Source organism: Amycolatopsis coloradensis (assembly GCF_037997115.1).
Classification (GTDB): Bacteria; Actinomycetota; Actinomycetes; order Mycobacteriales; family Pseudonocardiaceae; genus Amycolatopsis; species Amycolatopsis coloradensis_A.
Genome location: NZ_CP150484.1, coordinates 2856018 through 2881802, shown reverse-complemented (window position 1 = coordinate 2881802; position 25785 = coordinate 2856018). Strand labels below are relative to the sequence as shown.

Annotated in this window: 20 protein-coding genes; 7 read left to right on the top strand and 13 right to left on the bottom strand. The window is 69.3% G+C overall.

The genetic code is table 11. From position 1 onward, the window contains the following. Positions 1–40 precede the first annotated feature (40 nt). Positions 41–544: an Rv3235 family protein gene (locus LCL61_RS13630; protein WP_340687162.1), complete on the top strand. Its 504-nt coding sequence runs from the start codon at positions 41–43 to the stop codon at positions 542–544. Positions 545–625: 81 nt separating this feature from the next. Here LCL61_RS13630 and secA read toward each other — a convergent pair whose 3' ends face one another. The 8 genes from secA to LCL61_RS13590 all read right to left on the bottom strand — a co-directional run bounded on the left by secA (position 626) and on the right by LCL61_RS13590 (position 11718). Continuing rightward, on the bottom strand, positions 626–3457 hold the full coding sequence (gene secA / locus LCL61_RS13625) for a preprotein translocase subunit SecA (protein ID WP_340687161.1): 2832 nt from the start codon (positions 3455–3457) through the stop codon (positions 626–628). Positions 3458–3746: 289 nt separating this feature from the next. After that, positions 3747–4436 carry a ribosome hibernation-promoting factor, HPF/YfiA family gene (hpf, locus tag LCL61_RS13620; protein ID WP_340687160.1) on the bottom strand — a complete coding sequence of 230 codons (690 nt, stop codon included), beginning with the start codon at positions 4434–4436 and terminating at the stop codon, positions 3747–3749. Between the two features lie 528 nt (positions 4437–4964). Next, a complete protein-coding gene (locus LCL61_RS13615; protein ID WP_340687159.1) occupies positions 4965–5627 on the bottom strand; it encodes a ComF family protein in 663 nt (220 codons plus the stop codon). Between the two features lie 309 nt (positions 5628–5936). Then, positions 5937–7664 carry an LpqB family beta-propeller domain-containing protein gene (locus tag LCL61_RS13610; protein ID WP_340687158.1) on the bottom strand — a complete coding sequence of 576 codons (1728 nt, stop codon included), beginning with the start codon at positions 7662–7664 and terminating at the stop codon, positions 5937–5939. Further along, on the bottom strand, positions 7661–9376 hold the full coding sequence (gene mtrB / locus LCL61_RS13605) for an MtrAB system histidine kinase MtrB (RefSeq protein ID WP_340687157.1): 1716 nt from the start codon (positions 9374–9376) through the stop codon (positions 7661–7663). The genes LCL61_RS13610 and mtrB overlap by 4 nt, the downstream gene beginning before the upstream one ends. Positions 9377–9383: 7 nt before the next feature. Continuing rightward, on the bottom strand, positions 9384–10061 hold the full coding sequence (gene mtrA, locus LCL61_RS13600) for an MtrAB system response regulator MtrA (RefSeq protein ID WP_005150760.1): 678 nt from the start codon (positions 10059–10061) through the stop codon (positions 9384–9386). Between the two features lie 182 nt (positions 10062–10243). Beyond that, positions 10244–11404, bottom strand: coding sequence for an NAD(P)/FAD-dependent oxidoreductase (locus LCL61_RS13595; RefSeq protein ID WP_340687156.1), 1161 nt, complete (start codon positions 11402–11404; stop codon positions 10244–10246). Continuing rightward, complete coding sequence (locus LCL61_RS13590; protein ID WP_340687155.1) at positions 11401–11718, bottom strand: bifunctional 3-phenylpropionate/cinnamic acid dioxygenase ferredoxin subunit; 318 nt, start codon at positions 11716–11718, stop codon at positions 11401–11403. Before LCL61_RS13590 ends, LCL61_RS13595 begins: the two co-directional genes overlap by 4 nt. Before the next feature lie 152 nt (positions 11719–11870). Here LCL61_RS13590 and LCL61_RS13585 point away from each other — a divergent pair, with 152 nt between their 5' ends. The 4 genes from LCL61_RS13585 to LCL61_RS13570 all read left to right on the top strand — a co-directional run bounded on the left by LCL61_RS13585 (position 11871) and on the right by LCL61_RS13570 (position 17504). Beyond that, positions 11871–12656 carry an IclR family transcriptional regulator gene (locus LCL61_RS13585; RefSeq protein WP_340687154.1) on the top strand — a complete coding sequence of 262 codons (786 nt, stop codon included), beginning with the start codon at positions 11871–11873 and terminating at the stop codon, positions 12654–12656. 158 nt (positions 12657–12814) lie between these two features. Further along, complete coding sequence (locus LCL61_RS13580) at positions 12815–15253, top strand: FAD-dependent oxidoreductase (RefSeq protein ID WP_340687153.1); 2439 nt, start codon at positions 12815–12817, stop codon at positions 15251–15253. Next, positions 15250–16395 carry an N-methyl-L-tryptophan oxidase gene (gene solA, locus LCL61_RS13575; RefSeq protein WP_340687152.1) on the top strand — a complete coding sequence of 382 codons (1146 nt, stop codon included), beginning with the start codon at positions 15250–15252 and terminating at the stop codon, positions 16393–16395. The genes LCL61_RS13580 and solA overlap by 4 nt, the downstream gene beginning before the upstream one ends. Continuing rightward, complete coding sequence (locus LCL61_RS13570) at positions 16392–17504, top strand: aromatic ring-hydroxylating dioxygenase subunit alpha (RefSeq protein ID WP_340687151.1); 1113 nt, start codon at positions 16392–16394, stop codon at positions 17502–17504. Before solA ends, LCL61_RS13570 begins: the two co-directional genes overlap by 4 nt. Before the next feature lie 29 nt (positions 17505–17533). On the opposite strand, the gene LCL61_RS13565 is transcribed toward LCL61_RS13570, so the two are convergent. The 3 genes from LCL61_RS13565 to LCL61_RS13555 all read right to left on the bottom strand — a co-directional run bounded on the left by LCL61_RS13565 (position 17534) and on the right by LCL61_RS13555 (position 19583). Continuing rightward, a complete protein-coding gene (locus tag LCL61_RS13565; RefSeq protein ID WP_083650100.1) occupies positions 17534–18166 on the bottom strand; it encodes a dTMP kinase in 633 nt (210 codons plus the stop codon). A gap of 83 nt (positions 18167–18249) precedes the next feature. Beyond that, positions 18250–19017 carry a hypothetical protein gene (locus tag LCL61_RS13560; protein WP_340687150.1) on the bottom strand — a complete coding sequence of 256 codons (768 nt, stop codon included), beginning with the start codon at positions 19015–19017 and terminating at the stop codon, positions 18250–18252. Next, complete coding sequence (locus tag LCL61_RS13555; protein ID WP_340688574.1) at positions 19014–19583, bottom strand: papain-like cysteine protease family protein; 570 nt, start codon at positions 19581–19583, stop codon at positions 19014–19016. Before LCL61_RS13555 ends, LCL61_RS13560 begins: the two co-directional genes overlap by 4 nt. 355 nt (positions 19584–19938) lie before the next feature. Here LCL61_RS13555 and LCL61_RS13550 point away from each other — a divergent pair, with 355 nt between their 5' ends. Beyond that, positions 19939–20907 (top strand): hypothetical protein, encoded by a 969-nt coding sequence (locus tag LCL61_RS13550; protein ID WP_340688573.1) that lies wholly within the window; start codon positions 19939–19941, stop codon positions 20905–20907. Positions 20908–20970: 63 nt separating this feature from the next. Here LCL61_RS13550 and ahcY read toward each other — a convergent pair whose 3' ends face one another. Further along, positions 20971–22443, bottom strand: coding sequence for an adenosylhomocysteinase (gene ahcY / locus LCL61_RS13545; RefSeq protein WP_340687149.1), 1473 nt, complete (start codon positions 22441–22443; stop codon positions 20971–20973). Positions 22444–22534: 91 nt separating this feature from the next. On the opposite strand from ahcY, the gene LCL61_RS13540 reads away from it, so the two are divergent. Further along, complete coding sequence (locus LCL61_RS13540; protein ID WP_340687148.1) at positions 22535–24829, top strand: hypothetical protein; 2295 nt, start codon at positions 22535–22537, stop codon at positions 24827–24829. A gap of 44 nt (positions 24830–24873) precedes the next feature. Here LCL61_RS13540 and LCL61_RS13535 read toward each other — a convergent pair whose 3' ends face one another. After that, complete coding sequence (locus tag LCL61_RS13535; RefSeq protein WP_340687147.1) at positions 24874–25578, bottom strand: LPXTG cell wall anchor domain-containing protein; 705 nt, start codon at positions 25576–25578, stop codon at positions 24874–24876. Positions 25579–25785 lie beyond the last annotated feature (207 nt).

The window sequence follows — 25785 nt, the reverse complement described above, 5'->3', positions numbered from 1 at the left end:
GCTGGGCGCGGCCGAGGGGGCCGCGGAGGGGGACTGTCAGATGAAGTCGTACGTACTGAGACGGCTTGAACCGTGTGAGCCGCCGTACCGGGTCGCCGGCAGGCCGGACGGCCTGGTGCACCGGGCCGCGGCGCCGGACAACCAGCTCGTGCTGGACCTGCCGCTGTTCGGCGAAGCCGTCGTGGAGGAACCACGGCCGCGACCGGACACCCCCGACGGCCGGCAGGTCGGCAGGCTCCTGACCACCATCCTCGAAGCCTGTGACGGGCGCCGTCCCGCGGTCCAGGTGCGGCCCATCCTCGACCCGGCTCTGCACAGCGCGCTGCTCGACAGCGGCCGCCGCCGTCTCTCGGGCGGCTACCGGCCGAAGTCGGTCCACCTGGGGCATCCGGCGGACGGCGTCGTCGAAGCCTGCGCGACCGTCGAACAGAACGGACGCTGCCTCGCGCTGGCCGCCCGCTTCGAGCGGACGCCGTCGGGCTGGGTGTGCACCCGCTTCCACCTGCTGAAGCCGCCGAGACGGGTCTCCGCGCTCGCGGCCTGATGCGCGTGAAGGCCCCCTTCCCTCGGCTGGTCATTCGAAACCGTGGCCGAGGGAAGGGGGCCTTCACGCGCTTTGGGGCCTTTAGCGGCGCGGGCCCTTCTTGCCCTTCTTCTGGGAGGCGCGCTGCGCGGCGCGGCGCTCCCGGCGGGTTCCGCTCTGGTCGCCACCGGCACTGCCGGCACTGTCCGAATGCGACTCGACGCCACCGTCCTCGGACGGGCCCGACATCGTCAGCCCGGACCGCGAACCGCCGCCGAGTCCCTTGCCCCGCAAGGCGGACGGCACGGACTCGGTGTCGGTCGCCGGCGCCTGCGGAGGCGTCGGGCGGGCGTGCCGTCCGTCGCCGTTGGCGGCCTGGCCGTTCCCGGAGCCGACACCGGCGGGCAGCGCGGACGCCGACTCCGGCGCCGGGGTGGTGGGCTCGGCCTGCTCGACCTGGAGGTTGAACAGGAAACCGACGGCCTCCTCCTTCAGCGACTCCAGCATCGCGCGGAACATGTCGTAGCCCTCGCGCTGGTACTCGATGACCGGGTCGCGCTGCGCCAGGGCCCGCATGCCGATGCCCTCCTTGAGATAGTCCATCTCATAGAGGTGCTCACGCCACTTGCGGTCGAGCACGGTGAGCATCACCTGGCGCTCCAGGCTGCGCATCGCGCCTTCGCCGACCTTCGCGTCGATCTCGGCTTCGCGCTCGTCGTACGCGCGGTGGGCGTCTTCGAGCAACGCCTCACGAAGCTTGTCGGCGTCGAGGTCGTCGTCCTCGGTGAGCTCTTCCCAGGTGACCTTGACCGGGTACAGCTGCTTCAACGCCGTCCACAGCTTCTCGTGGTCCCAGTCCTCGGAGTAGCCCGTGGAGGTCTCTTCGGTGACGTACGCGTTGATGACGTCGACCAGCATGTGCTCGATCTGCTCGCGCAGGTCCTCGCCTTCGAGGACGCGCAGACGCTCGGCGTAGATCACCTTGCGCTGCTCGTTCATGACCTCGTCGTACTTGAGGACGTTCTTGCGGATCTCCATGTTCTGCTGCTCGACCTGCGTCTGAGCGCTCTTGATCGCCTTGGAGACCATCTTGTGCTCGATCGGCACGTCGTCCGGCAGCCGCATGGTGGTCATGACCCGCTCGACCATCGTGGCGTTGAAGCGGCGCATGAGCTCGTCACCGAGCGACAGGTAGAACCGGGACTCGCCCGGGTCGCCCTGACGGCCGGAACGACCGCGGAGCTGGTTGTCGATCCGGCGCGACTCGTGCCGCTCCGTGCCGAGCACGTACAGCCCACCCGCCGCGCGGACCTCCTCGGCCTCGGCCTTGGTGTCGGCCTGGACCTCTTCGAGCACCTTCGGCCAGGCGGCCTCGTACTCCTCGGAGTGCTCCACCGGGTCGAGGCCGCGGTCGCGCAGCACCTCGTCGGCGATGATGTCCGGGTTGCCGCCGAGCACGATGTCGGTACCGCGGCCCGCCATGTTGGTGGCGACCGTGACCGCGCCCTTGCGCCCGGCGCGGGCGACGATCAGCGCCTCCCGATCGTGATGCTTGGCGTTGAGGACCTCGTGCGGGACACCCAGCTTGAGCAGCAGCTTCGACAGGTGCTCGGACTTCTCGACGCTCGTGGTGCCGACCAGCACCGGCTGGCCCTTCTCGTGCCTCTCGGCGATGTCCTCGGCGACGGCCTCGAACTTGGCCTGCTCGGTCTTGTAGATCAGGTCGGCCTGGTCGGCGCGGACCATCGGCTTGTTGGTCGGGATCGGCACCACACCCAGCTTGTAGGTCTGGTGGAACTCGGCCGCCTCGGTCTCGGCGGTACCGGTCATACCCGCCAGCTTGTCGTAGAGCCGGAAGTAGTTCTGCAGCGTGATCGTGGCGAGCGTCTGGTTCTCGGCCTTGATCTCGACGCCTTCCTTGGCCTCGATCGCCTGGTGCATGCCCTCGTTGTAGCGGCGGCCGTGCAGGATGCGGCCGGTGAACTCGTCGACGATGAGGACCTCACCGTCACGGACGATGTAGTCCTTGTCGCGCTTGTAGAGCTCCTTGACCTTCAGCGCGTTGTTCAGGTAGCCGACCAGCGGCGTGTTCGCGGCCTCGTAGAGGTTGTCGATGCCGAGCTGGTCCTCGACGAACGCGACACCCTTCTCGGTGACACCGACGGTGCGCTTGCGGATGTCCACCTCGTAGTGGACGTCCGGCTTCATCAGCGGGGTCATCCGGGCGAACTCGATGTACCAGCGCGAGGACTGGTCGGCCGGGCCCGAGATGATCAGCGGCGTCCTGGCCTCGTCGATGAGGATGGAGTCCACCTCGTCGACGATCGCGAAGTTGTGGCCGCGCTGCACGCAGTCTTCGAGGCTCCACGCCATGTTGTCGCGGAGGTAGTCGAAGCCGAACTCGTTGTTCGTGCCGTGCGTGATGTCGGCGGCGTACTGCTGGCGACGGACCTCGGGGGTCTGGTCGGCCAGGATGACGCCGACCTCGAGGCCGAGGAAGCGGTGGATGCGGCCCATCCACTCGGCGTCACGTTTGGCGAGGTAGTCGTTCACCGTGATGACGTGCACGCCCTTGCCGGAGACGGCGTTCAGGTACGCGGGGAGGACCTGGGTCAGGGTCTTGCCCTCACCGGTCTTCATCTCGGAGACCTGGCCGAGGTGCAGCGCGGCGCCGCCCATCAGCTGGACGTCGTAGGGCCGCTGGCCGAGCACGCGCCAAGCCGCCTCCCTCGCCACCGCGAAGGCCTCCGGCAGGAGGTCGTCGAGGGACTCGCCGTCCGCGTGCCGTTTACGGAACTCGTCGGTCTTGGCCCGCAGCGCGGAGTCCGACAGATCCTTGACGTCGTCTTCGAGGGTGTTGATGTGATCGGCGATGTGTCGCAGCCGCTTCACCATTTTGCCCTCGCCCGCGCGGAGCAGGCGGTTCAGCACCATCCGGTCGACCTCACTAGCTGATTGTGATCGCACCCGAGCCGGTCCCGGGCAATCTCGTACGCGGTGGTGCCTGGTAACGCACCACCGTCCGCCCCCATCGTAGGGAACACCTCGGTGTTCGCGCACGCACCGTCGGTCGGTAACTGACGGGACGAGGCCGCGTCCCGCCTGATCCGGACTTCAGCGTCCAGGTACCGCCGGGCGCGGTGTTCGTCGTGGGGGATCAACGGAACAATTCCCGGGNGTGGTGCGCAACACGGGCCCGCACGCCGTCTGGACGTGGGGCCGGCTAGCTCAGCCGGATGACGCCGTAGTCGAAGCCTCGCCTCCGGTAGACGACGCTCGGGCACCCGGCGTCGGCGTCGTTGAACAGGTAGAAGTCGTGACCGACCAGTTCCATCTCGTAGAGAGCCTGGTCGACCGTCATGGGCTCCGCGTCATGCTTCTTCTCGCGGACGACGCGACCGGGCTGGTGTTCGGTCACCCCGTCGTCCCAGCGCTGCTGCTGGGGCATCTCGAAGTCACCGCCCTCGACAGCGAAACCGTTGGCCATGGGTTCGGCCTCAGGCGCTTCGAGCACAGCGGTACCCGCCAGATGTCGGGTGTCGGTGGTCATTCCACCGGCGGCCGCCATCGAAGTCGCCTCGGCGACGGATTCCGGGCGGCTGCGGCCGTAGTGCACGCGCCGGCGGTCGTGTGTCTTCCGCAACCTGTTTTCGAGCTTGTTCAGTGCGGAATCCAGCGCTGCGTAGAAGTCGCCGGCACACGCTTCGGCGCGTACGGCGGGGCCTCGGCCCTTACCGGTGATTTCGACGCGCTGGCAGTTCTTCGACTGCCGGCGATTGGGCTCGTGGAAGAGCTCCACGTCGTAACGGATGACCTTCTTGTCGTAGCGCTCTAGCCGGGCCAGCTTTTCGCTGACGAGTGCCCGATAGTGGTCGGGCACCTCCACGTTGCGGCCCTTAACGACGATGTCCATACACGACCTCCCTCGCTGAAATGACTGCGAGCTGTAGATGTGTTCACTAGGGCGCCGGTAATGCGGGGACGAAGCCCGGATCGCGGGCGGTGAGGGAACTCGGCATACGGTCACGACGTCTCGTGTCGGATGTCCGAGCGCGGACTCAGCGCGGCTCCGGCGCCAGGGACATGGGCTGGTCACCTCCCTGCCTGCCGGGATTGCTGATAGCGCTGCACGTTAGCTGCATCACGCCGCGAGCAACAGCCCCCGAGCCGGGGGATATCAGGACGTGAGACCTCGTCACCGCACGCGACGAAGATCGTGCGGCCAGCGCGACAATCCGGCCTGCCGGGCGTCGACCCCGTGATTTGTTTTCACGCGGACGGCGCAAGCCTTCGGACAGGAAAATGCGGAGGGTGCCTAGGACACCGGCCCCGAGGGAATCCGCCGCCACCCCGGTGGAGTGGCGGGCCGTCGGAGTGTTCTCCTCAAGCTCCCTCATATCCCGTCAACGCCCTTGTACCCATTCCCGTTCCCGATCATTCATCACTCTTGTAGGTGACAGCGCGATCGCCCGGCGGCGGCCAGCGCCACCACCGCGGAAACGTGAATTCCGTTTATGTCCAAAAACCGCGTACAAGCGGCGGCGGTCGCTCCGGTTGTGATGACGTCGTCAAGGAGGACGACCTTCTCCCGGCAGGCTCCGGGAGCGAGGCGGATCCGGCCGTCAAGGTTCGCCGACCGCTCGGCCCGGCTGAGTCCCACGGCGTCGCGAACTCCGGACCGCAGCTTGAGAACCGGCGCCACTGTCGCGACTTTTCCCTTGCCCCTTAGTACTTTCACGCATTCTTCGGCAACCCGCCGGACGTGCGGCCCGCCGCGCACACGGGAGGCGTGCCGCCGCGAGGGCACCGGAACGAGACAAGGTTCCGGCTCCGGATCGGGCAACTGGGCGAGGGCTTCGGCGATCGCCCGCCCCAGGGAAGGAGCGAGGTCGCGGCGGCCGCGTTCCTTGTAGGCGAGGATCAGGCGGCGGGCCTCGCCGGCGTAGGGGGTCAGGGCGTACACGGGCACGAGACCGGCCGTCGGGCCGCGGATGATCTCGCTGAGCGAACCCCAAGCGGTCTGACAGGTGGCACAGCAGGGCGCGCCCGGCGCTCCGCAGGACGCGCAGCGGGCGGGGATGAGGAGATCCAGGAGCTTGGACATGGGGCGAGTGTCGGCCGGGGCTCCGACAGTTCCAGGGCGCGTCGTGTCGTGAGAGGTCCGGTTTGGACCCTTTTCGTCCTCAGGGGACCAGTCAGGACCGCAGTTTGGGAGAAGGCTTCCGGGCGGCTTGGCTTCTGTCCGTGAAGGACTCCTTGCCTACCCTCAAGGTAGTGAAGGAGGCCTTCACGGACTTCTGCCGCCACGGAACGCTAGCGTCGCTAGGAAAGCTAGCGGCACTAAAGGTCCCTTGCTCCCCACCTCAAGGGTGGCTTTCGCGACATGCGGGCGCCCCGAAGTAAGCCGAAGTGCTCAGCCTGGGTAGAACGGGTCCGCGTCGGTGACGGTGTGCGCCTGCGGCCGCCAGACTTCGCCCAGCTCGGAGGCGACCCACAGCCCGCCCGCGTCCGCGACCAGGTTCTGCCTGCTCGGCGCCGCGGTGACGCCGTGCACCGGCGGGGTCAGGTTCGAGCTGTTGAACGCGTCCATCCGCTGCCCGTCCAGCGGCACCTTGACCACCGGCAGCGAGGTCGACGAGGTCGCGGCGATCAGGTGGTCCTGGGTCGCCCAGTCGACGTCGACCACGTCCTTGAGGTCGCGTTCCTGCAGTTTCCGCGGCGCCCGCAGGGCCACCGAGTCCGCCGTCCGCACGATCGAGGCGACCACCAGCTGCCCGTTGACCACGGCGGCCAGCCGCGATCCGTCGCGCGAAAGGCGCAGTTCGGTGATCTGGCCGAGGCCGGTGAGCATGGTCGCGTCGACGCCGGCCTTCACCCAGCGGCCGTCCGCGGCCAGGGTGACCCTGGCGACGGTGTTGTGGTCGACGACCGTCCAGACCTCGCCCGAGAGCCCGCCGCCACGGGCGACCGGGCGCCAGGTGGGACGGCTCAGGCTGCCGCCGAACAGGTCCACCGAGGCGAGGTCGTGCCCGAGGTCGCCCACCCGGAGCCACTGCCTGCCGTCGCGTTCTTCGACCACCGCGAGCCGTTTCCCGTCGACGGACTGCGCGGCGCTGACCACCTTGTACCCGCCGTTGCCCGCGGGACCACCGACCGGCTGTCCGTCGCCGAGCGACCGGACCCGCCCGTTCACGGTCATCAGCCCCAGCAGTTCCGAGTTGGGCGCGATGTCCACGTTGTAGTTGGGCAGCTCGCTGGCGCGCCAGTATTCGTGGTCCGGCACCAGCGCGGTGCCGTCGGCCAGCAGCCGGATCCGGCTCAGCGTCACCGTCTGCAGCGAGAGGACGATCTGCGCGGCGATCAGGTTGCGGTCCGCGAGACTGGCCCCGCCGACGCCGGTCAGGTTGATGTCCAGTGTCCCGTCGTCCGTGCTGCGGACGTTGCTTTCGGTGGTGACCTGGTCGCCGAGCAGGTCCTTGACCGCGCCCTTCAGCCCTTCGGACGGTCCCTGCAGCACCAGGTCCATCACCCGGCCGGGCAATCCGGCCTGCGGTTTCGCCGCGACGTAGCGGAGGTCGGGGACGAAGGCGCCGGAGTCGGGCGAGTAGAAGCTGATCGGCACCCGGAAGTAGTTGAGCGCGAAATCCTCGTCGGTGACGGCGAGTTCCTGCGGCGGGTCCATGATCCGCCACTGGCCGTTCGGCTGCTTCCGCAGTTTGAATTGCTGGGAGTACTCGGCCTTCACCGGGATGAACGCGCTGTCGGGGCTCAGGTTGCCGAGTTTGAACCCGCGGACGTTCACCACCTGCTCGTCCGGGTTCCCCGACGACGACGATGTGTCGTAAACGGTGCCGAAGGTGTCGTCGATGATCGTCAGCCCCGGCGACGGCTTCCAGTTGCGCCGGCCTTCTTCGTCGAGGTAGACCCGCGCGTCGGCGTTCGCCGTGCCCGGGGTCGCGGAGTTGCGGATGAACTGGCGGGTGACGGTCAGCGGGTCGATCCCGGCCGCCGGTTCGGCGACGTCCGCCGGCGCCTGACCGGCTTTGTCCCCGGAGACGACGGCGGGCTGGGATTCGAGCGGGATGTTCGCGCAGCCCGCGAGCAGCAGCAACACCGCGAGCAGGGGCAGGAGCCGTTTCACCGGCCGACCTCCTCTGGCTCGGCGAGGATCGCGTCGGGGGCGGGGCGGACTTCGAGCAGCCCGGAGGACCCGTGCGTGTCCGTCGGAGTGTGATCGGGCGGGGGCAGGACCAGCGGGCTCTCCCCCATCGGCGTGTCCTGCCGCCGCGGCAGCACGAGCCGGAAACAGGCGCCGTGACCGGTCTCGCCCCACGCGTCGAGCACGCCGCCGTGCAACCGGGCGTCCTCCTGGCTGATCGCGAGGCCGAGCCCGGTGCCGCCGGTCCGGCGGTTACGGGACGGGTCGGCGCGCCAGAACCGGTTGAACACCAGTTCCGCTTCGCCTGGCCGCAGGCCGACACCGTGGTCCCGCACGGTGATGGCGACCGCGGTCTCGTTGACCGCGAGGGTCAGCACCACCGGGTTCCCTTCACTGTGGTCCACCGCGTTGGCCAGCAGGTTGCGCAGGATCCGCTCGACGCGGCGCGCGTCGACCTCGGCGTACGCCTCCTCCTCCGGCAGCACCAGTTCGACCGAGCTGCCCGCGTTGCCCGCGATCACCCGGACCTGCTCGACGGCCCTGGTCGCGATCGGCCGGACGTCGATCAGCTCGGCGGAAAGCTCTTCGACGCCCGCGTCGAGCCTGCTGATCTCCAGCAGGTCGCCGAGCAGGGCCTCGAACCGGTCGAGCTCGTCGACCAGCAGTTCGGTGGAGCGCGCGAGCCCGGCCGGGAACTGTTCGCGCGACGCGTGCAGCACGTCGGCGGCCATCCGGACGGTGGTCAGCGGGGTGCGCAGTTCGTGCGAGACGTCCGAGGTGAACCGGCGTTGCAGGCCGCCGAACTCCTCCAGCTGGCGGATCTGCCGCTGGATGCTCGCGGCCATTTCGTTGTAGGAGACGGCGAGTTTGGCCAGGTCGTCCTCGCCGAGCACGGCGAGGCGCTGGTCGAGGTCTCCGCCCGCGAACTGTTCGGCGGCCGCGGCGGCCTGCCGGACCGGCCGGACCACCTGCCTGGTGACCAGGTTCGTGATCCCGGCCAGCAGGAGCAGCAGCACGAGACCGCCGACGAGCAGCGTGTTCTGCACGGTCGAGACGGTGTTCTGCTCACTGGTGAGCGGATACAGCAGGTAGAGCTGGAGCGGGTTGATCATCGTGCTCACCGGGGCACCGACGATCAGGTACGTCGTCCTGCCGCCGTCGGGCTCGGTGACCGTGTGGATCAGGTGGCTGACCTGTTCGGTCTCCACGAACTGGCGCAGCCGCTCCGGCACCCGGTCGTAGGGGCCGGCGAACACCGGTTTGCTCGACTGGTCGCGGCCGCCGGCCGCCAGCACCGGTTCGAAGGTTCCGGCGGCCGATCCGGCGCTGTCCTGCGAAGTCGTCGTGCTGGAGATCTTCTTCAGCGCGTTCTTCATCCGCGCGGTCAGCGCTTCGGGGCTTTCGGTGCCGACACCGACCAGTTCACCGGCCGCGGTCTCGACGACCGCCCTCGTCTGCGCGATCGCCGCGTTCTGCTTGGTCTCCAGCAGCCGTTCGGTGATCTGGTTCTGCAGCACCATGCCCAGCACGAACACCACGGCCGACGACAGCGCCAGTGTGGACACCGTGACCCGGAACTGCAGCGAATGCCGCCACAGTTCGTTGAACGAGACGACCTTGCGGCGCACGAAAACCACGATGCGCCGGAAGTGGCGCATCGTGGTCTGGGCAAGCCTTCGCAAGCGTCCGCTCATGGGGTGATCACGGCGGGCCGGCCTTGTACCCGACGCCGCGAACGGTCAACACCACCTCGGGGTGTTCCGGGTCCTTCTCCACCTTCGAACGCAGCCGCTGGACGTGCACGTTCACCAGCCGGGTGTCGGCGGCGTGGCGATATCCCCACACCTGCTCGAGGAGCACCTCGCGGGTGAACACCTGACGCGGCTTGCGGGCGAGCGCGACCAGCAGGTCGAACTCGAGCGGGGTCAGCGGGATGGCCTTCCCCTCGCGCGTCACCTCGTGGCCGGGGACGTCGATCGCGAGGTCGCCGATCGTCAGCGACTCGGCGGGCTCGGCCTCGGTGCGGCGCATCCTGGCGCGGACGCGGGCCACGAGTTCCTTCGGTTTGAAGGGCTTGACCACGTAGTCGTCGGCCCCCGACTCGAGCCCGAGGACGATGTCCACGGTGTCGCTCTTGGCGGTGAGCATCACGATCGGCACGCCGGACTCGGCCCGGATCGCCTTGCAGACGTCGATGCCGTTCATCCCGGGCAGCATGAGGTCGAGGAGGACCAGGTCCGGTTTCAGCTCGCGAAGCGCGGGCAGCGCCCGTGAGCCGTCGGCCACGACGGCTGTGTCGAACCCCTCCCCACGCAGCACGATGGTGAGCATCTCCGCGAGAGCAGGGTCGTCGTCGACGACCAGAACACGTGCCTTCATAAACCTATGTTCGCACTAGTTTCCCCGCGCGAGCGCGCGACCCGGCGATGTGACCACCAGAAAGATCATCGAATCGGGCAAATTGCTCCATCCGAGTAGGGTCTTCGGGCCCTGGAGCCCCGTCAGCGGAGCTGAAGAAGTACGTCACAAAGCGACCACACGCGTGAACCCGCTGCGCCGACTCACCGGCGGGGTTCACCAAGAGACCTCAGCGCACGTCGGAGCCTGGTGAACGGCCTCGGCGAGTCGATCGCGAACACACCGGCCAGGACGTCGCCGCGGTGATAGGTCGCGACGAACCGCTTCGAAGCGACGTCCCCTTCGGCGATCCGCACGTCTTCCGTGGCCACTCCGGCGAATTGGAGCCGCCGTCCGTACTGATCGGACCAAAAGTAACCGTGCCGTGCGAAATGCGTGACGGTCGATCCGGCGAGCAGATTCGCGACCGCGACGCCCGGCTGTTCCGAGGCCGCCGTCCAATGCTCGGCGCGGACCCGCCCGCCGCGCAGTGGACAGCGGTACCGCGCGACGTCACCCACCGCGATCACTCGGGGATTCACTGTGACACAGCCGGAATCGACCAGCACCCCGTCGTCGACGGCGAGCCCGGAGCCGGTCAGCCATCCGATGGCGGGCCGCGCCCCCACTCCGGCGACGACGAGGTCGGCGAGAAGCTCGCGGCCGTCGGCGAGCCGCACGCCGGTGACACGACCGTCGCCGTCGAACCCGGCGACGGGGACGCCCGTGATCAGCCGGACGTCGTTCTCGGCGTGCAGGTCCCCGCACACCGCGCCCATCCGCGCGCCGAGGACCGAGGCGAGTGGCACGGGCATCGCCTCGACCACCGTCACTTCGTGCCCGAGCAGGCGGCACGCGGACGCGACCTCCGCGCCGATGAATCCCGCGCCGATGACGACGACCGAGGAAGGCCCCGCCGCGAGAGCGGCTTTCAGCGCGACCGCGTCGCCGAGGGTCCGCAAGGTGTGGATGCCGGACAGATCCCTTGCCGCGTCGAGGGTTCTGGCCACCGCCCCGGTCGCGATGACGTAGCCGTCGGCGGCGACCGTGGTGCCGTCGCCGAGCGTCACGCCTTCGCGGCCGAGCTTCTCGGCGCGGACACCGAGATGCCATTCGGCGGCCAGCGCGTCGAGATCGTCTTGCCCGGCGAGCGCGAGATCATCGGCGGAAACCTTGCCCAGCAAGAAATCCTTCGACAGCGGCGGCCGGTCGTACGGCGGTTCGGCGCCGATCATCACCAGCCGCCCGTCGAAACCCCGCCCGCGCAACTCCTGCGCCGCGCGAAGTCCCGCCAGCGAGGTGCCGACGACGGCGATCGTTCTCAAGCCACTTCCTGGCGTGCCTCGGTGTCCACGTAGATCACGCCGTCCGCGATCACGACCGGGTACGTGCGCACGGCGTTCTTGGCCGGCAGGCAGTCCGGGGCGCCGGTCCGCAGGTCGAATCGCGCGGCGTGCAGCGGGCATTCGACGTAGCAGCCCTCGATCCAGCCGTCCGCGAGCGACGCGTCCTGATGGCTGCAAGTGTCGTCGAGGGCGTAATAGGCGCCCTCGGCATGGAAGACCGAGACGGGAACTGGGCCCGGCAGGCGGAGGGCTTCGCCTTCGGGCAGTTCGGAGACGGAGCAGGCACGGATCATCGGGGCCTCCGGGGAAAGGACCGACGGTTGTTGATGTTGCGTATTACGAGACGGGACGTGCTCTGCGCAACAATCACCCCGGAGAGGCCGGTACGTCAAGGGATTCGCCCACTCAGCCGAGCGAATGCGGGCGAAACGGCTACTGTTGCGTCATGCGGAACCAGGACGCGGGGAACGCAACGCCCAGTCAGGTGCAGTCCGTCGACCGTGCGATCAGCGTGCTGGAACTGCTGGCGCGCAACGGGGAAACCGGGATCACCGAGATCGCGGGCGAACTCGGCGTGCACAAGTCGACGGCGTCGCGCCTGCTGAGTGTCCTGGAGAACCGCGGTCTCGTCGAGCAGCTCGGCGAACGCGGGAAGTACGCGATCGGCTTCGGTGTCGTCCGGCTCGCCGGCGCCGCCACCGGCCGGATGGACCTGGCGAAACTGGGCAGGCAGACCTGCCAGGGCCTGGCGGAGACGCTCGGCGAGACGGTCAACATCGCGATCGCCGACGACGGCGTCGCGATCAACGTCAGCCAGGCCCGCGGCTCGGCCGCGATCACCACGCAGAACTGGACCGGGCAGCGCACTCCCCTGCACGCGACGTCCAGCGGAAAGGTGCTGCTCGCGTACATGGGCGACGTCGAGCGCAAACGTCTGCTCCGGCGGAAGCTCGAACGGTTCACGCCGCGGACCACGATCGATCCGGAGGAGCTGACCGCCGAGCTGGAGCGGGTCGCCGAGGACGGGTACGCGGCCTGCTTCGAGGAGCTGGAGCTGGGGATGCACGCGGTCGCGGTGCCGGTGCGCGGCCCCGGTGGCGACGTCGTCGCGGCGATGAGCGCTTCCGGCCCGTCGTACCGGCTGTCGAAACAGCGGGTGCGGCAGATCGTCCGGCCGCTCACCGAGGCGTCGGCGGATCTTTCGGCGCAGCTGGGGTACTTCACCGAGTGAAGAGGCCGACCTCTTCGGCGTCTTGACAGCGCGCCCGCACGTGCCGCACTTTGTTGCTGAAGACGGAACAACGTGCCTCATCCGCAACAGCGCCTGTCACCCCGATGCCCTCGTGTCCTTGGTGGATTCTCCAGGGCAGGCAGGAGGTACCCCTCACCATGCCCCCAGGACCCCGCGTCGTCGTGATCGGCGCCGGCATCGTCGGCTGCGCCCTCGCCGACGAGCTCACCGACCGTGGCTGGACCGATCTCACCGTGCTGGACCAGGGCGACCTGTTCACCACCGGCGGGTCGAGTTCGCACGCACCCGGTCTGGTCTTCCAGACCAACTCCTGCCGCACGATGACCGAGTTCGCCGCGTACACCGTCGCGAAGTACGGCGCGCTCGACCTGGACGGGAACCCGTGTTTCCGGCCTGTCGGCGGGCTGGAGGTGGCCACGACACCAGAGCGGCTCGCCGACCTCAAGCGGCGGCACGGCTGGGCCACCGCGTCCGGCGTCGAAAGCAGGCTCGTCGAGGCGGACGAATGCGCCGCGCTGCATCCACTGCTCGATCCGGCCAAGGTGCTCGGCGGATTCCACATCCCCTCCGACGGCCTGGCCAAACCCCTGCGCGCCGCCGAAGCGCAGGCACGCCGCGCGATCGCGCGCGGCGCGAAGTTCCTCGCGCGCCAGAAGGTCGTCGGGATCGAACGGTCGGGCGGCCGGGTCACCGGCGTCACCACCGGGACCGGGAGCTTCCGCGCGGACATCGTGCTCTCGTGCGCCGGGATGTGGGGGCCGGTGCTCGGCGAACTGGTGGACCTCGCGATCCCGCTGGTCCCGATGGCGCACCAGTACGCGCGCACCAGCCCGCTGCCTTCACTCGCCGGCGTGACAGAGGAGGCCACCCGGCCGATCCTGCGGCACCAGGACGCCGACCTCTACTTCCGCGAGCACGTCGATCGGATCGGCATCGGCGCGTACGGGCACCGGCCGATGCCCTTGCCTCCCCACGAGATCGGCACCGGCGAGGGGATGCCGTCGGAACTCGCGTTCACCCCCGCGGATTTCGAGCCGTCCTGGGCCGCCGCCGTCGACCTGCTGCCGTCACTGGGCGAGACCAAGGTCGAGGAAGGTATCAACGGCCTGTTCTCCTTCACCCCGGACGGCATGCCGTTGCTGGGCGAACATCCGGACCTCGACGGGTTCTGGGTCGCCGAGGCCGTGTGGATCACGCATTCGGCCGGAGTCGCCAGTGCCATGGCGCGGTGGCTCGTCGACGGCCAGCCCGGCGTGGATCTGCACGGGTGCGACCTCGCCCGGTTCGAGCGGGTGCAGCTCGCCCCGGACTACGTCATGGCCCGTAGCTGCCAGAGCTTCACCGAGGTCTACGACATCGTCCATCCCTCGCAGCCCATGGAAGAACCGCGACCGCTGCGAACGAGTCCCTTCTACGAAAGGCAGCAGGAGCTCGGCGCGTTCTTCCTCGAAGCGAGCGGCTGGGAACGGCCGCACTGGTACGAGGCGAACGCGGATCTCCCGGAGGTCGGCCTCATCCCGGAGCGCGACGGCTGGGCCGCGCGGTACTGGTCGCCGATCGGCGGCGCCGAAGCGCTGGTAGCGCGGCAACGGGTCGCGATGTTCGACATGACGTCGCTGAAACGGGTGGAGGTCACCGGACCGGGCGCGTTGCCGTTCCTGCAGACGATGACCACGAACCAGCTCGACAAGAAACCCGGTTCGGTCACGTACACCCTGCTGCTCGACGAGGACGGCGGCGTGCGCAGCGACCTGACCGTCGCGCGGCTCGGCGCCGAGCGGTTCCAGGTCGGCGTCAACAGCGCCATCGACGTCGGCTGGCTGCGGCGGCACCTCCCCGGCGACGGCGCCGCGCAGATCCACGAGACCACGCCGGGTACCTGCTGCATCGGGCTCTGGGGCCCGCTCGCGAGAGCCGTGCTGCAACCACTGTCCACAACGGACTTCTCGCACAAGGCGATGGGCTACTTCAAGACGAAGCAGGCGTACGTCGGCCAGGTGCCGGTGACCGCGATGCGACTGTCCTATGTGGGCGAACTCGGCTGGGAGCTGTACACGAGCGCGGACCTCGGCCGCCGTCTGTGGGACACGCTCTGGGAAGCCGGGCAGGCACACGGGATCATCGCCGCCGGCCGGGACGCCTTCTCCAGCATGCGGCTGGAGAAGGGATACCGGCTGTGGGGAACGGACGTCACCGCCGAGCACGATCCGTACGAGGCCGGGCTCGGCTTCGCCGTGCGGATGGACAAGGGCTACTTCGTCGGGAGGGACGCGCTGGCCGGCCGCTCGGAGGAAACGGTGACCAGGAAACTGACCTGTCTCACCGTCGACGATCCGTACTCGGTCGTGCTCGGCAAGGAGCCGGTGTTCGCCGACGGGCGTCCCGCCGGGTACGTCACGAGCGCCGCGTACGGCTACACCGTCGGCAAGAACATCGCGTACGCCTGGCTTCCGGTGGAGTTCACCCAGCCGGGGAGGCCCCTGGAGATCGAGTACTTCGGCGAGCGGATCCCCGCCGTCGTCGCGCGTGAACCGCTGTTCGACCCCGGCATGAACCGGATCAGGAGCGCCGCATGAGCCACTACGACGTCATCGTCATCGGCCTCGGCGGGATGGGCAGCGCCGCGGCGTACCGGCTCGCCCGGCGAGGTCAGCGCGTGCTGGGCATCGACCGTTTCGCGCCCGTGCACAACCTCGGGTCCAGCCACGGCGGCTCGCGGATCACCCGGCAGGCGTACTTCGAGGATCCCGCGTACGTCCCGCTCCTGCTGCGGGCGCACGAACTGTGGGACGGGGTCGAACGCGACTCCGGCCGGAAGGTCTTCACCCGGTGCGGCGGGATCATGCTCGGCGGCCCCGAGTCCAGGACGGTGGCGGGAAGCCTTGCCAGCGCCCGGAAATGGGAGCTGCCGCACGAGCTGCTGGACGCGGCGGAGATCCGGCGCCGGTTCCCGACGATGAACCCGGACGATCACGAGATCGCGCTGTACGAGGAGAACGCCGGGTTCGTGGTGCCGGAAAGCAGTGTGGCCGCGCATCTCCAGCTCGCCGCCCGGGCCGGGGCGGAGCTGCACCACCAAGAGGAGGTCCTTTCGTGGCGGGAGACGTCCACCGGTGTCCGGGTGGGGACGTCACGGAACTTCTACACGGCGGGACGACTGGTGATCTGTCCCGGCGCGTGGGCGCCGGAACTGCTCGCCGAGCTCGGCATCGTCTTCACCGTCGAACGCCAGGTCCAGTACTGGTTCGCGCCGTCGGGCGGGGCGGAGCCGTTCCGCGCCGGACGGCATCCGATCTACGTCTGGGAAGGCGCGAACGGCCGCCAGTTCTACGGTTTCCCCTCGCACGACGATGCCGGGAGCGTGAAGGTCGCGTTCTTCCGCGGCGGCAGGACGTGCACGCCGGAGACCATCGACCGGACGGTGCACTCCGAGGAGGTCGACGAGATCTCGGCGTTCGTCCGGCGAAAGATGCCGGCGCTGCCCGGCACCTTCCTGCGCGGGGCGACCTGTATGTACACGAACACGCCCGACGAACATTTCGTCATCTCCCGCCATCCCGCGCACGAACGCGTGGTGGTCGCCTGCGGGTTCTCCGGGCACGGCTTCAAGTTCGTCCCGGTGGTCGGTGAGATCCTCGCCGACCTGGTCGTGGACGGTACGACCGGGCATCCGATCGCCCTGTTCGATCCCGCCCGGTTCACCGGAGTACCGAGATGACGAGCCTCATCCCGACGCTGGGCGGCGGCTACTACACCGATCCCGCGATCTTCGCGGCCGAACAGGAAAAGATCTTCGAGCGCCAGTGGTTCTGCGCGGTCAGATCGGCGGATCTGCCGTCGGCCGGCGACTTCCGGACCGTGCGGGTCGGCCGGGAGAGCGTGCTCGTCAGCCGCGGGCGGGACGGCGGGCTGCGGGCGTTCCTCAACGTCTGCCGCCATCGCGGCGCGCGGCTGTGCACCGAGGAGTCGGGCACGGTCAAACGCGCGTTCCAGTGTCCTTACCACGCGTGGACGTACGGGCTGGACGGCAAGCTGATCGCGGCGCCGAACCTGGCCAACCTTCCCGACATCGACCGTTCCGAGTACGGGCTGCACACCGTGCGCCTGCGGGAATGGCTGGGTTACGCGTGGGTCTGCCTCGCCGCGGACCCGCCGTCGTTCGACGCCGACGTCGAGGGCGCGGTGCGGGAGCGGCTGGGCGACCTGGAATCGATCGAGCGCTACGGTCTCGACCGGCTCTCGGTCGGGCGCCGGATCACCTACGACGTCAAGGCGAACTGGAAACTGATCGTCGAGAACTTCATGGAGTGCTACCACTGCGCGACCATCCATCCGGAGCTGACCGAGGTGCTGCCGGAGTTCGCCGACGGCTACGCGGCGCAGTACTACGTCGGGCACGGCGCCGAATTCGGCGAGGCCGTCGACGGCTTCACCATCGACGGCACGACGGGCTTCGACCGGCTCGACGGTGTCGCGGACGAACAGGACAGGCGGTACTACGCGATCACCATCCGGCCGCAGGTGTTCGTGAACCTGGTGCCGGACCACGTCATCTTCCACCGGATGTACCCGCTCGCGCCGGACCGGACGGTCGTCGAATGCGACTGGCTCTATTCCGAGGAGGTCGTTGCGTCGGGGCGGGACGTGTCACGGTCGGTGGAGTTGTTCCACCGCGTCAACGAGCAGGACTTCGACGCCTGCGAACGCTGCCAGCCCGCGATGGCGTCCCGCGCCTACCGCGGCGGCGGGGTGCTGATGCCGTCCGAACACCACATCGGCGAGTTCCACTCCTGGCTGCTCACGCGTTTGGAGGACGAAACGCGGTAGTTGCGCGCGCAAGTACCGCATTCAGAGGACTAAGTGCGGAGGAGGGAGGTGGCTAGCGCCGGGGTGTCCACGCCGGCGACGCCGTCGAGGACGTGCCAGGGCGCGAGCCAGCCCGTCGCGGCGAGCTCGTCGTAGACCACCGAGCACCGCTTCTGGAGCGCGTCGTCGGTCTCGAAGGAATCCCGCGCGCGGTCGGCGTCGCTCTCCGCGCGCCGCTGCGCGCGGTCGGCGGCGACGTCGGCCGTGACCCGGAGCAGCAGATGCGCGACGGGCACCGGCAGGCCGAACCGGTCGATCTCCAGCTCCTTGAGCCAGCGCACGAATTCGCCGTCCGCGCCCTGGTGGAGCCGGGCGGCGCCGTACGCCGCGTTCGACGCGACGTACCGGTCGAGCAGCACGACGTCGTGATCGCCGAGACGAGCGCGGATCTCGTCGGCCGCGCCCCGCCGGTCGAGCGCGTAGAGCATCGCCATGCCGTAGACGGAGTCGGCGAGGTCGCCGTGGCCGCGGTGCAGCGCTTCCTTCACGAGGTCGGCGTGCACGCTTTCGCCGTACCGCGGGAACGCGATGGACGTGACGCTCGCCCCGGCCGCGTTCAGCGCGCCGGTCAGCGCGTCGGCGAGGGTGCGCTTGCCCGCGCCGTCCAGACCTTCGATCACCACGAGTCGTCCCACCGGGACAGGATATGGGGCGATGGTCGACCGGCGGGCCAGACGGGTCAGCTCACGTCCGGCCCACCGGTCCGCTAGGGAACGCGCCTCTTCGAGTGCAGGAAGAAGCCGGCGACACCGATGAGGAGCAAGCCGCCGAAGATCAGCAGCGGCACGAAGCCGGTGTCCTGCGCGTCGGGCGCGGGGCCGCCGTCGCCGCGCGGCATCACTTGGGCGTTGTAGCCGCCTGCCTTGCCCTCCTGGGCGTACGGCGAGTTCGCGAGCATGGCGCCGTACCGGCCGGAGACGGTCTTCTGGTACTCCGCGAGGGTGACCGAGGCGCCGCTCGCGTAGCCGCCGGCACCCGAGTCGAGCAGGGTCACCCGCCCGTCGCGCAGCGCGTACCAGGCGTCGACCTGGGGTTCGTGGAGCAGCGTCGCACCGGCGGGCAGCCGCCGGGCCAGTTCGCTTTCCCGGTCACCCGACGCGATGTTGCCGACGCGCCAGACGCCGTCGTCGCCGCGGACCGACCAGACGGTCGCGGTCCGCCCGTCGGACGCCGCCACCGGCACCGCGACGTAGGCGAGCCGCCCGGCGACCGCGCCGTCACCGGCGACGAAATCCCTCGAAAGCTCGTAAACGGGGAAGGATTCGTCGACGACGCTCACCGACGGCGCCTGGCTCGAACCACCCGTCTGAGTGAAGAAGCGACCGATTTCGGCACGCAGCGTGAGGTCGTCGGCAGCCGCCTTCGCGGCGGCGAGATCTTCACCGGACAGGTGATCCGCGCGCGCTCCGGGCGCCGAGACCAGCAGGGCGACCGCGACCAGCCCGGCGAGCCCCAGGAACCGCCGCGTGCTCATCGCCGGATCCCGGTGAGCGTGTGGGTCCAGGTGAACGACTTGTTGGCCGAGTAGAAGTCGTAGGTCGACCAGTTGTAGCGGTTGCCGGTGGGCAGTGGATCCCCCCACGAGACCCACTTCCGGCCGGCGTCGGAGCCGTAGAGGACATGCATGTGGCCGCCGCCCGCGGCCCAGCCGACCCGCGTCTGGACGGGCTTGCCGTCGCCGGTCTGGGCCTGGACGGCGGCGAAGGGAATGCGGCTCTTGAGGTAGTTCCCCGGGGCCGCGAAGCCGAGCTTGCCGAAGGCGCGCCGGACGTCGCCCAGCGTTCCCGGCTCGTCGGCGCACTCCCGGCGGCGCTCGTCGTGGGCGATCCGGCAGAATTCGTTCTGAGTGACGGTCACGCCGTGGTGTGCCGCGATGGTGTTGCCGGAAGCCACCCAGCACCACTGGGACTTCTCCTGCGCCTGCATGGCGATGGGGTTCTGGCGGGCAGGCGGCGAGGGCAGCGCGCTCGCCGGGGTCTGGATCGCCAGCCACGCCACGAGACTCGCGGCGCCGGCGGCGCAAAACCTCCTCGAGAACACAGGCACGACGGGCCTCCTGGTCACCATGGCGAACCAATGTGGTCACAACGGTGAACAGCAGGCTCACACAGAGCAAGATGGGCACTCGGCGGAACGGACCGTTCCGGGGCGTTTCCACACCCCGGAACGGTCACTCTTCCGGGGTCAACCACCCCGAACGGGGGACGTAGTGTTCACAGTGCGCTGCTAACGTGAACGTTCCGCGGTGTTCACGCTCAGCGCACACACTGGTCTGGTGAAGGGACGAGCGGTGACACGAGACGGTGCCGATACGTTCTCGGCGGGAAAGCTCGCCTCGACTCGAGCTGACGCGTCCTCGGCGGGAAGGCATGCCTCGAACGACGACACCCCGACGATCATCGACGGCACGCGCCGTCAGCCGCTCGAAGCCTTGCCCAAAGAACTCGTCGAGGCTCTCCGCAGCGGCGAATTCCACCACGCGCTCCGGCAGGCGATCGCCTACCGGGGCCTGTCGCTCGCCCGGCTCCGCGCCCACCTCGGGCTCCGCGGCGTCCAAATCGGACAGTCGACGTTGAGCTACTGGCAGCGCGGATTGCGGCAGCCGGAGGTGCCCAAGGCGCTGCCCGCGGTGCGTGCGCTGGAATCGGTGCTGCAACTTCCCGCGGACGCGCTCGTCGTGCTGATCGGACCGCGGACGGCGCGGGCGCGCGGACACCAGATGGCCGCGTCGTTCCACGACATCCGGTCCGGCGACATGGGCTCGGTCGTCGACCAGCTGCTGGCCGAACTGGGCGCGTACCCGTCGTCCAACCGCTACAACGCCGACCTCGAGATGCTCTCGGTGCACGACACGATCACCTTCGACGCCGCGCACCGGCAGGTCGGCCTCCAGACCCGGCTGGTGTGCCGGGCCCGGCGGCACGGCCCGGACCGGTACGTCACCGTCTACAACGGCGACCCGGGCTGCAACATCGGCGACGTCGAGCTGATCACCGCCGAGGGCTGCCGGGTCGGCCGGATCCGGCGCAACGCCGGGGCCGAGACGATGGCCACCGAACTGCTCTTCGACCGGAAGCTCGCCGAGGGCGAGATCCACGTGTTCTGCTTCGAGGTCCGCGACGACTCCGGCACCGCGTCGCCGGGGTACTTCCGGATGCTGCGGGACCAGTGCTCGAGCTACCTGGTGCAGCTGAAGTTCGCGCTCGGCGCGCTGCCCGCCCGCTGCACCCGGCAGTTCCGGACGCGCGACGACGCCGTGCCCGTCGAGTCCGAGGAGCTCCCCCTCGACATGGGCGGCGTGACCAGCGGTTTCTTCAGCGACGCCGGGCCGGGGCTGGCCGGCATCGAGGTCGAGTGGCGCTAGCGCGTGCGATGAAAGGCCCCTTCATTGCGAATTTTGCAATGAAGGGGCCTTTCATGGCAGCCGTCAGTACCGGTAGTGGTCGGTCTTGAAGGGACCTTCGACGTCCACGTCGATGTACTCGGCCTGCTCCTTGGTCAGCTTCGTGAGCTCACCGCCGAGCGCGTCGAGGTGGATCTTCGCGACCTTCTCGTCGAGCTTCTTCGGGAGGCGGAAGACCTCCTTGTCGTACTCCTCGTGCTTGGTGAACAGCTCGATCTGCGCGATCACCTGGTTGGAGAAGCTGTTCGACATCACGAACGACGGGTGCCCGGTCGCGTTGCCCAGGTTCAGCAGGCGGCCCTCGGACAGCACGATGATGCTCTTGCCATCAGGGAAGACCCACTCGTCGACCTGCGGCTTGATGGTGATGCGCCGGATGCCCGGGTAGCGCTGCAGGCCGGCCATGTCGAGCTCGTTGTCGAAGTGGCCGATGTTGCCGAGGATCGCCTGGTGCTTCATGCGCGCCATGTGCTCGACGAGCACGACATCCTTGTTACCGGTGGTCGTGATGATGATGTCGGCCTCGCCGAGGACGTTCTCCAGCTTCTTGACCTGGTAGCCGTCCATCGCCGCCTGCAGCGCGCAGATCGGGTCGATCTCGGTGACGATCACCCGCGCGCCCTGGCCGCGCAGCGATTCCGCGGCGCCCTTGCCGACGTCGCCGTAACCGCAGACGACCGCGACCTTGCCGCCGATGAGGACGTCGGTGCCGCGGTTGATGCCGTCGATCAGCGAATGCCGGATGCCGTAGCGGTTGTCGAACTTCGACTTGGTCACCGCGTCGTTCACGTTGATCGCCGGGAACAGCAGTTCACCGGCCGCGGCGAGCTGGTAGAGCCGCAACACGCCGGTGGTGGTCTCCTCGGTGACCCCGCGGACGCCTTCACCGATCTTGGTCCATTTGCCCGTGTCGGCAGCGACCGAAGCGCTCAGCAGCTGCAGGAACACGCGGAACTCGTCCGAGGTGTCCTCGTCCGGCGAGGGGACGACGCCTGCCTTCTCGAACTCGGTTCCCTTGTGCACCAGCATGGTGGCGTCGCCGCCGTCGTCGAGGATCATGTTGGGACCTTCACCGTCCCAGGTCAGCATCCGCTCGGTGCACCACCAGTATTCCTCCAGCGACTCGCCCTTCCAGGCGAACACCGGAACACCCTTGGGCTCCTCGGGGGTGCCGTGCGGGCCGACGACGATCGCCGCGGCGGCGTGGTCCTGGGTGGAGAAGATGTTGCAGGAGGCCCAGCGCACCTCGGCACCCAGCGCGACGAGGGTTTCGATCAGGACCGCGGTCTGTACCGTCATGTGCAGCGAGCCCGAAACGCGGGCTCCCCGCAAGGGATACACCTCGGCGTATTCGCGGCGCAGCGCCATCAGGCCCGGCATCTCGTGCTCGGCGAGGCGGATCTCCTTGCGGCCGAACTCGGCGGCCTCGAGATCGGCGACGGCGAACTCGATGCCGTTGCGGGTGTCGTGCCGCTTGGCAACGCTTTCGGGGGTCATATGCGCGCTTCCTCCAAGGTTGGATGACATCGGAACAGTACCGTTGTCGGTTCAGTCCCCACTGAAACGGTTTGGAGGCTTCACCGTGGTCATGCCGGGTCCCGATACCCGCGTCGTCGAAATACGCGTACCCGGGCTAGTGGGCACGAGCGGTGAAAGCCTGCTGGATTCGACGTCGGTGGTCGACGTCGCGGGCGATGGGATCGGCAGGCTGATCCGGCCGTCGGACCGGCTGCGCCGTCCCGCTCCCGGTCCGGTGCTGCCCGCGCTCGGCCGTTCGATCCCGCGCATCCTCGAAGGCTACCTGTGGAGCGGGATGACCTCCGGAGGCGCGGCGAAGGCGACCTGGGCGCTGCTGTTCCCGTTCTCGCTGGCGAACGTCGCGCACTGGATGCTGCCGCCGGTCCCGGAGGGCAGGCGGTTCGCGGCGCTGCTCGGCGCGGTTTGCCGAGGTCTGCTGCGGGTGGCGTCACTGCTGCTGACGATGCTGCTGATCAGCCAGCTCGCGGTGGTCTCGCTCGACCTTTTCGCCGCGCAGTGCCTCGCGCCGGGCTCGACCTGTCTCGAAGGCGCGCCGTCGTTCCTGCGGGAGTTCGCGCCGCTGCGGACGGCGATCGGGGTGCTGCCGCTGCTGGCGCTGATCTTCGTGCTCGACCGGATCCCGTCGTCGGACTGGCGCTCGCGGAACAGGCTGCACCGCGTCCCCAGTTCGAGCCCGCTGCAACCGCAGGACCTGCCGCGGACGCCCGGCCTGCGCACCCTCCACACCGTCGCCGCCTTGACCTGTGTCGCGCTTCCGTTGCTCGGCGGGCCGTTCCGGCTGCCGTCCGCGACGTTCGACCTGATCGTCTGGATCTGCGCGCTGGCGCTCGTCCTCGCCACGCTGGTGGCCTCGACGGTCGGCTTCTCGGCCGGGCCGGTGATCCGGGGCGGGCTGATCGGGGTCGCCGTCGTCCTGGTCGGCATCGCCGTCGTGCGCCGGACGCCGCTGCCCGCGGGGCTCCCTGGCGGCGGGCTCGGCGGGGCGGACGGGACGGTCGAGGCGCTCGGAGCCGCGATGGTCGCGGTGACCGTGCTGTTCGCGCTGATCCTCGTCCCGGCGGCCCTGCTCGGACGGCCGGCGTGGAAGCACCTGCCGCACCGGCTGCGGCCGTGGCTCGGCGGGTGGGCGGCGGCGCCGGTCGTCGCGCTGGCCGGTCTGCTCGGCGGCGGCTTCGGCGCGGGGCTCGCGGTCGCGCTGCGGCAGCTGGTCGGCGCGACCGACCTCCGGCTGCCCGACACCTACTCCCTGGTGACCGTGTTGTGGGGTGCCGGTCTCGCGCTCGCCGTCGTGCTCGGTGTGCTGGGCTTCGCGGTCGCCGTCCCGCTGCGACGGCTGCGCCGCGGCATCCCGAAGATCGTCGCGCTGATGGAGATCGACAAGGCACAGGAAGAGGAAGCCGCGAGTGCCTGGGCGCGTGCGTCGTGGGAACGCAAGCATCTGCACCATCTCGCGCTCACGGTGGCGCTGGCGATGGCGGCGGGCGGCGGGGCGCTCCTGGTGCTGCGCTTCGGTTTCGGCCCGCTGCCGGGCTGGTTCAAGCCTCTCTCCGCGATCGGCGTGTTCGCGCTGGGCGCGATGGCGGCTGGGCTGCTGCGCGTCGTGTTCGCCGCCGCGACGACCCCCAAACGCAGCCGTCACCTCGGCGCGCTGGCGGATCTCGTGTGCTTCTGGCCGCGTGCCGCCCATCCGACCGTTCCGCCGAGTTACGCGCTCAAGGTCGTGCCGGAACTCGCGGACCGGGTCAAGGAACATCTGGCCGATCCGGGCACCAGGGTCGTGCTTTCCGGATACAACCTCGGCAGCCTGCTGACCGTGCTCGCCGCGGCACGCGTGATCGCCGATCTCCCGCCGGAGGACCGCGACCGGGTCGGGCTGCTGACCGCGGGGTCACCGCTGCAATGGGGTTACCAGCGTGCCTTCCCCGCGATGCTGCCGCAGGCGCAGCTGGCCGGACTGTTCGAAGGCCTCGACGGCCGCTGGCGTGCGCTGTGCCGCGGCACGGACATCTTCGGCGGCGGCGTCACGACGTGGCGGCATCGCGTGGTGGCCGGGAAACTGCTGGGCGACGGCTACCTGCCCGGCGGCGGGACCGGGCCGCTGGCCGCCGAGGCCGACGATCAGGGCGTCCTGGTCCTCGGCGGCGACCACTGGCTGCCCGACCCGATGCGCGGGCCGACCGGGCGGCACCGCTGGGCACCCGGGGTCCTCAAGCACACGGACTACGTCGTCGACGCCGAATGGGACAACGCCGTCGCGATGGCCGCCGGCCTCGGCAGGCCACGCCCGAAGAACCCTTGGGGCGAGCAGGGATCGCTGTTCGGGGACTTCCCGCAGATGCGCTGAAGGCCCCCTTCGCGAGGAAGAGGGCCTTCAGGCGTCAGCTAGCTTCAGTTGGCCTTGCGGCGCACGCGCAGCAGGACCAGGACGCCGGCACCGGCCAGGACCAGCAGGCCACCGGCCCACAGCAGCCAGGCGTTGTCGAAACCGGTGTCCGCGAGGCCGCCGCCGTTGCCGCCGTTACCGTCGACCACGGGGGCCGGGGCGGTGGTGGTGCTGCTGGGGGCTTCCGACGTCTGGGACGGCTTGTCCGGGGAAGTCGGGGCCGTCGTCGGCGGCTTGGCCGTGGTGGTCTTCGTCGGCTCGGTCGGCTTCGTCGGCTCGGACGGCTTGGTCTTCTCACCGCAGACGAACCAGTGGCTGATCTGCGCCTGCTGGTCACCCTTGTTCAGCGGCGAACGCAGCTGCGTCCACGGCGGGTTCTCGGGCAGCCCCTTCTCCCCGGGCACGTAGACGTTGTAGCCGTGGCCGCCCTTGACCACGATCGCCGTGACGGTGACGCCCTTGGCGACCGCGGTGATGTCGAGGTACTTGTCCTGCTGTGTGCCACCGGTGAAGGTCAGGTCCGAGGTGGGCAGCACCTTGCCCGGGACCTTGGCCCCCTCGCAGGTGGTGGCGTTGTCTTTCACGACCTGGGTCGCGCGGTCGTCGCTGCGGGTCGCGAGGGCGGTGCCCGCGGTCCCGACGAGGGCCACGGCGGCGAGGGCGACGACGGTGACGGCGGAACGAACACGCCGTCTGGGCTTGGTCTGCATTCGGAGCTCTCCTGTACCGATCGGGGGGACAAACGAGCGAAGCGCGGCGCCACCTCCGAGGGAACGCGGTCAACTCGCGGTACTTCTGCAGGAGTCGCGTTAACCCATCAGGGGGAAGCAAGGTCCCGGACGGTATCGCACACGGATTTTACGGCGGCAGCGGGACCCCCGGGTGTTATCACTCCGAGACCGGACGGCCCTGGCACG

What these genes read in the sequence shown, in the direction of transcription:
- LCL61_RS13630 (WP_340687162.1), top strand. Translation starts at nt 41, where the DNA reads ATGAAGTCGTACGTACTGAGACGGCTTGAACCGTGTGAGCCGCCGTAC.
- secA (WP_340687161.1), bottom strand. Translation starts at nt 3,457, where the DNA reads ATGGTGCTGAACCGCCTGCTCCGCGCGGGCGAGGGCAAAATGGTGAAG.
- hpf (WP_340687160.1), bottom strand. Translation starts at nt 4,436, where the DNA reads ATGGACATCGTCGTTAAGGGCCGCAACGTGGAGGTGCCCGACCACTAT.
- LCL61_RS13615 (WP_340687159.1), bottom strand. Translation starts at nt 5,627, where the DNA reads ATGTCCAAGCTCCTGGATCTCCTCATCCCCGCCCGCTGCGCGTCCTGC.
- mtrB (WP_340687157.1), bottom strand. Translation starts at nt 9,376, where the DNA reads ATGAGCGGACGCTTGCGAAGGCTTGCCCAGACCACGATGCGCCACTTC.
- mtrA (WP_005150760.1), bottom strand. Translation starts at nt 10,061, where the DNA reads ATGAAGGCACGTGTTCTGGTCGTCGACGACGACCCTGCTCTCGCGGAG.
- LCL61_RS13590 (WP_340687155.1), bottom strand. Translation starts at nt 11,718, where the DNA reads ATGATCCGTGCCTGCTCCGTCTCCGAACTGCCCGAAGGCGAAGCCCTC.
- LCL61_RS13585 (WP_340687154.1), top strand. Translation starts at nt 11,871, where the DNA reads ATGCGGAACCAGGACGCGGGGAACGCAACGCCCAGTCAGGTGCAGTCC.
- LCL61_RS13580 (WP_340687153.1), top strand. Translation starts at nt 12,815, where the DNA reads ATGCCCCCAGGACCCCGCGTCGTCGTGATCGGCGCCGGCATCGTCGGC.
- solA (WP_340687152.1), top strand. Translation starts at nt 15,250, where the DNA reads ATGAGCCACTACGACGTCATCGTCATCGGCCTCGGCGGGATGGGCAGC.
- LCL61_RS13570 (WP_340687151.1), top strand. Translation starts at nt 16,392, where the DNA reads ATGACGAGCCTCATCCCGACGCTGGGCGGCGGCTACTACACCGATCCC.
- LCL61_RS13560 (WP_340687150.1), bottom strand. Translation starts at nt 19,017, where the DNA reads ATGAGCACGCGGCGGTTCCTGGGGCTCGCCGGGCTGGTCGCGGTCGCC.
- ahcY (WP_340687149.1), bottom strand. Translation starts at nt 22,443, where the DNA reads ATGACCCCCGAAAGCGTTGCCAAGCGGCACGACACCCGCAACGGCATC.
- LCL61_RS13540 (WP_340687148.1), top strand. Translation starts at nt 22,535, where the DNA reads ATGCCGGGTCCCGATACCCGCGTCGTCGAAATACGCGTACCCGGGCTA.
- LCL61_RS13535 (WP_340687147.1), bottom strand. Translation starts at nt 25,578, where the DNA reads ATGCAGACCAAGCCCAGACGGCGTGTTCGTTCCGCCGTCACCGTCGTC.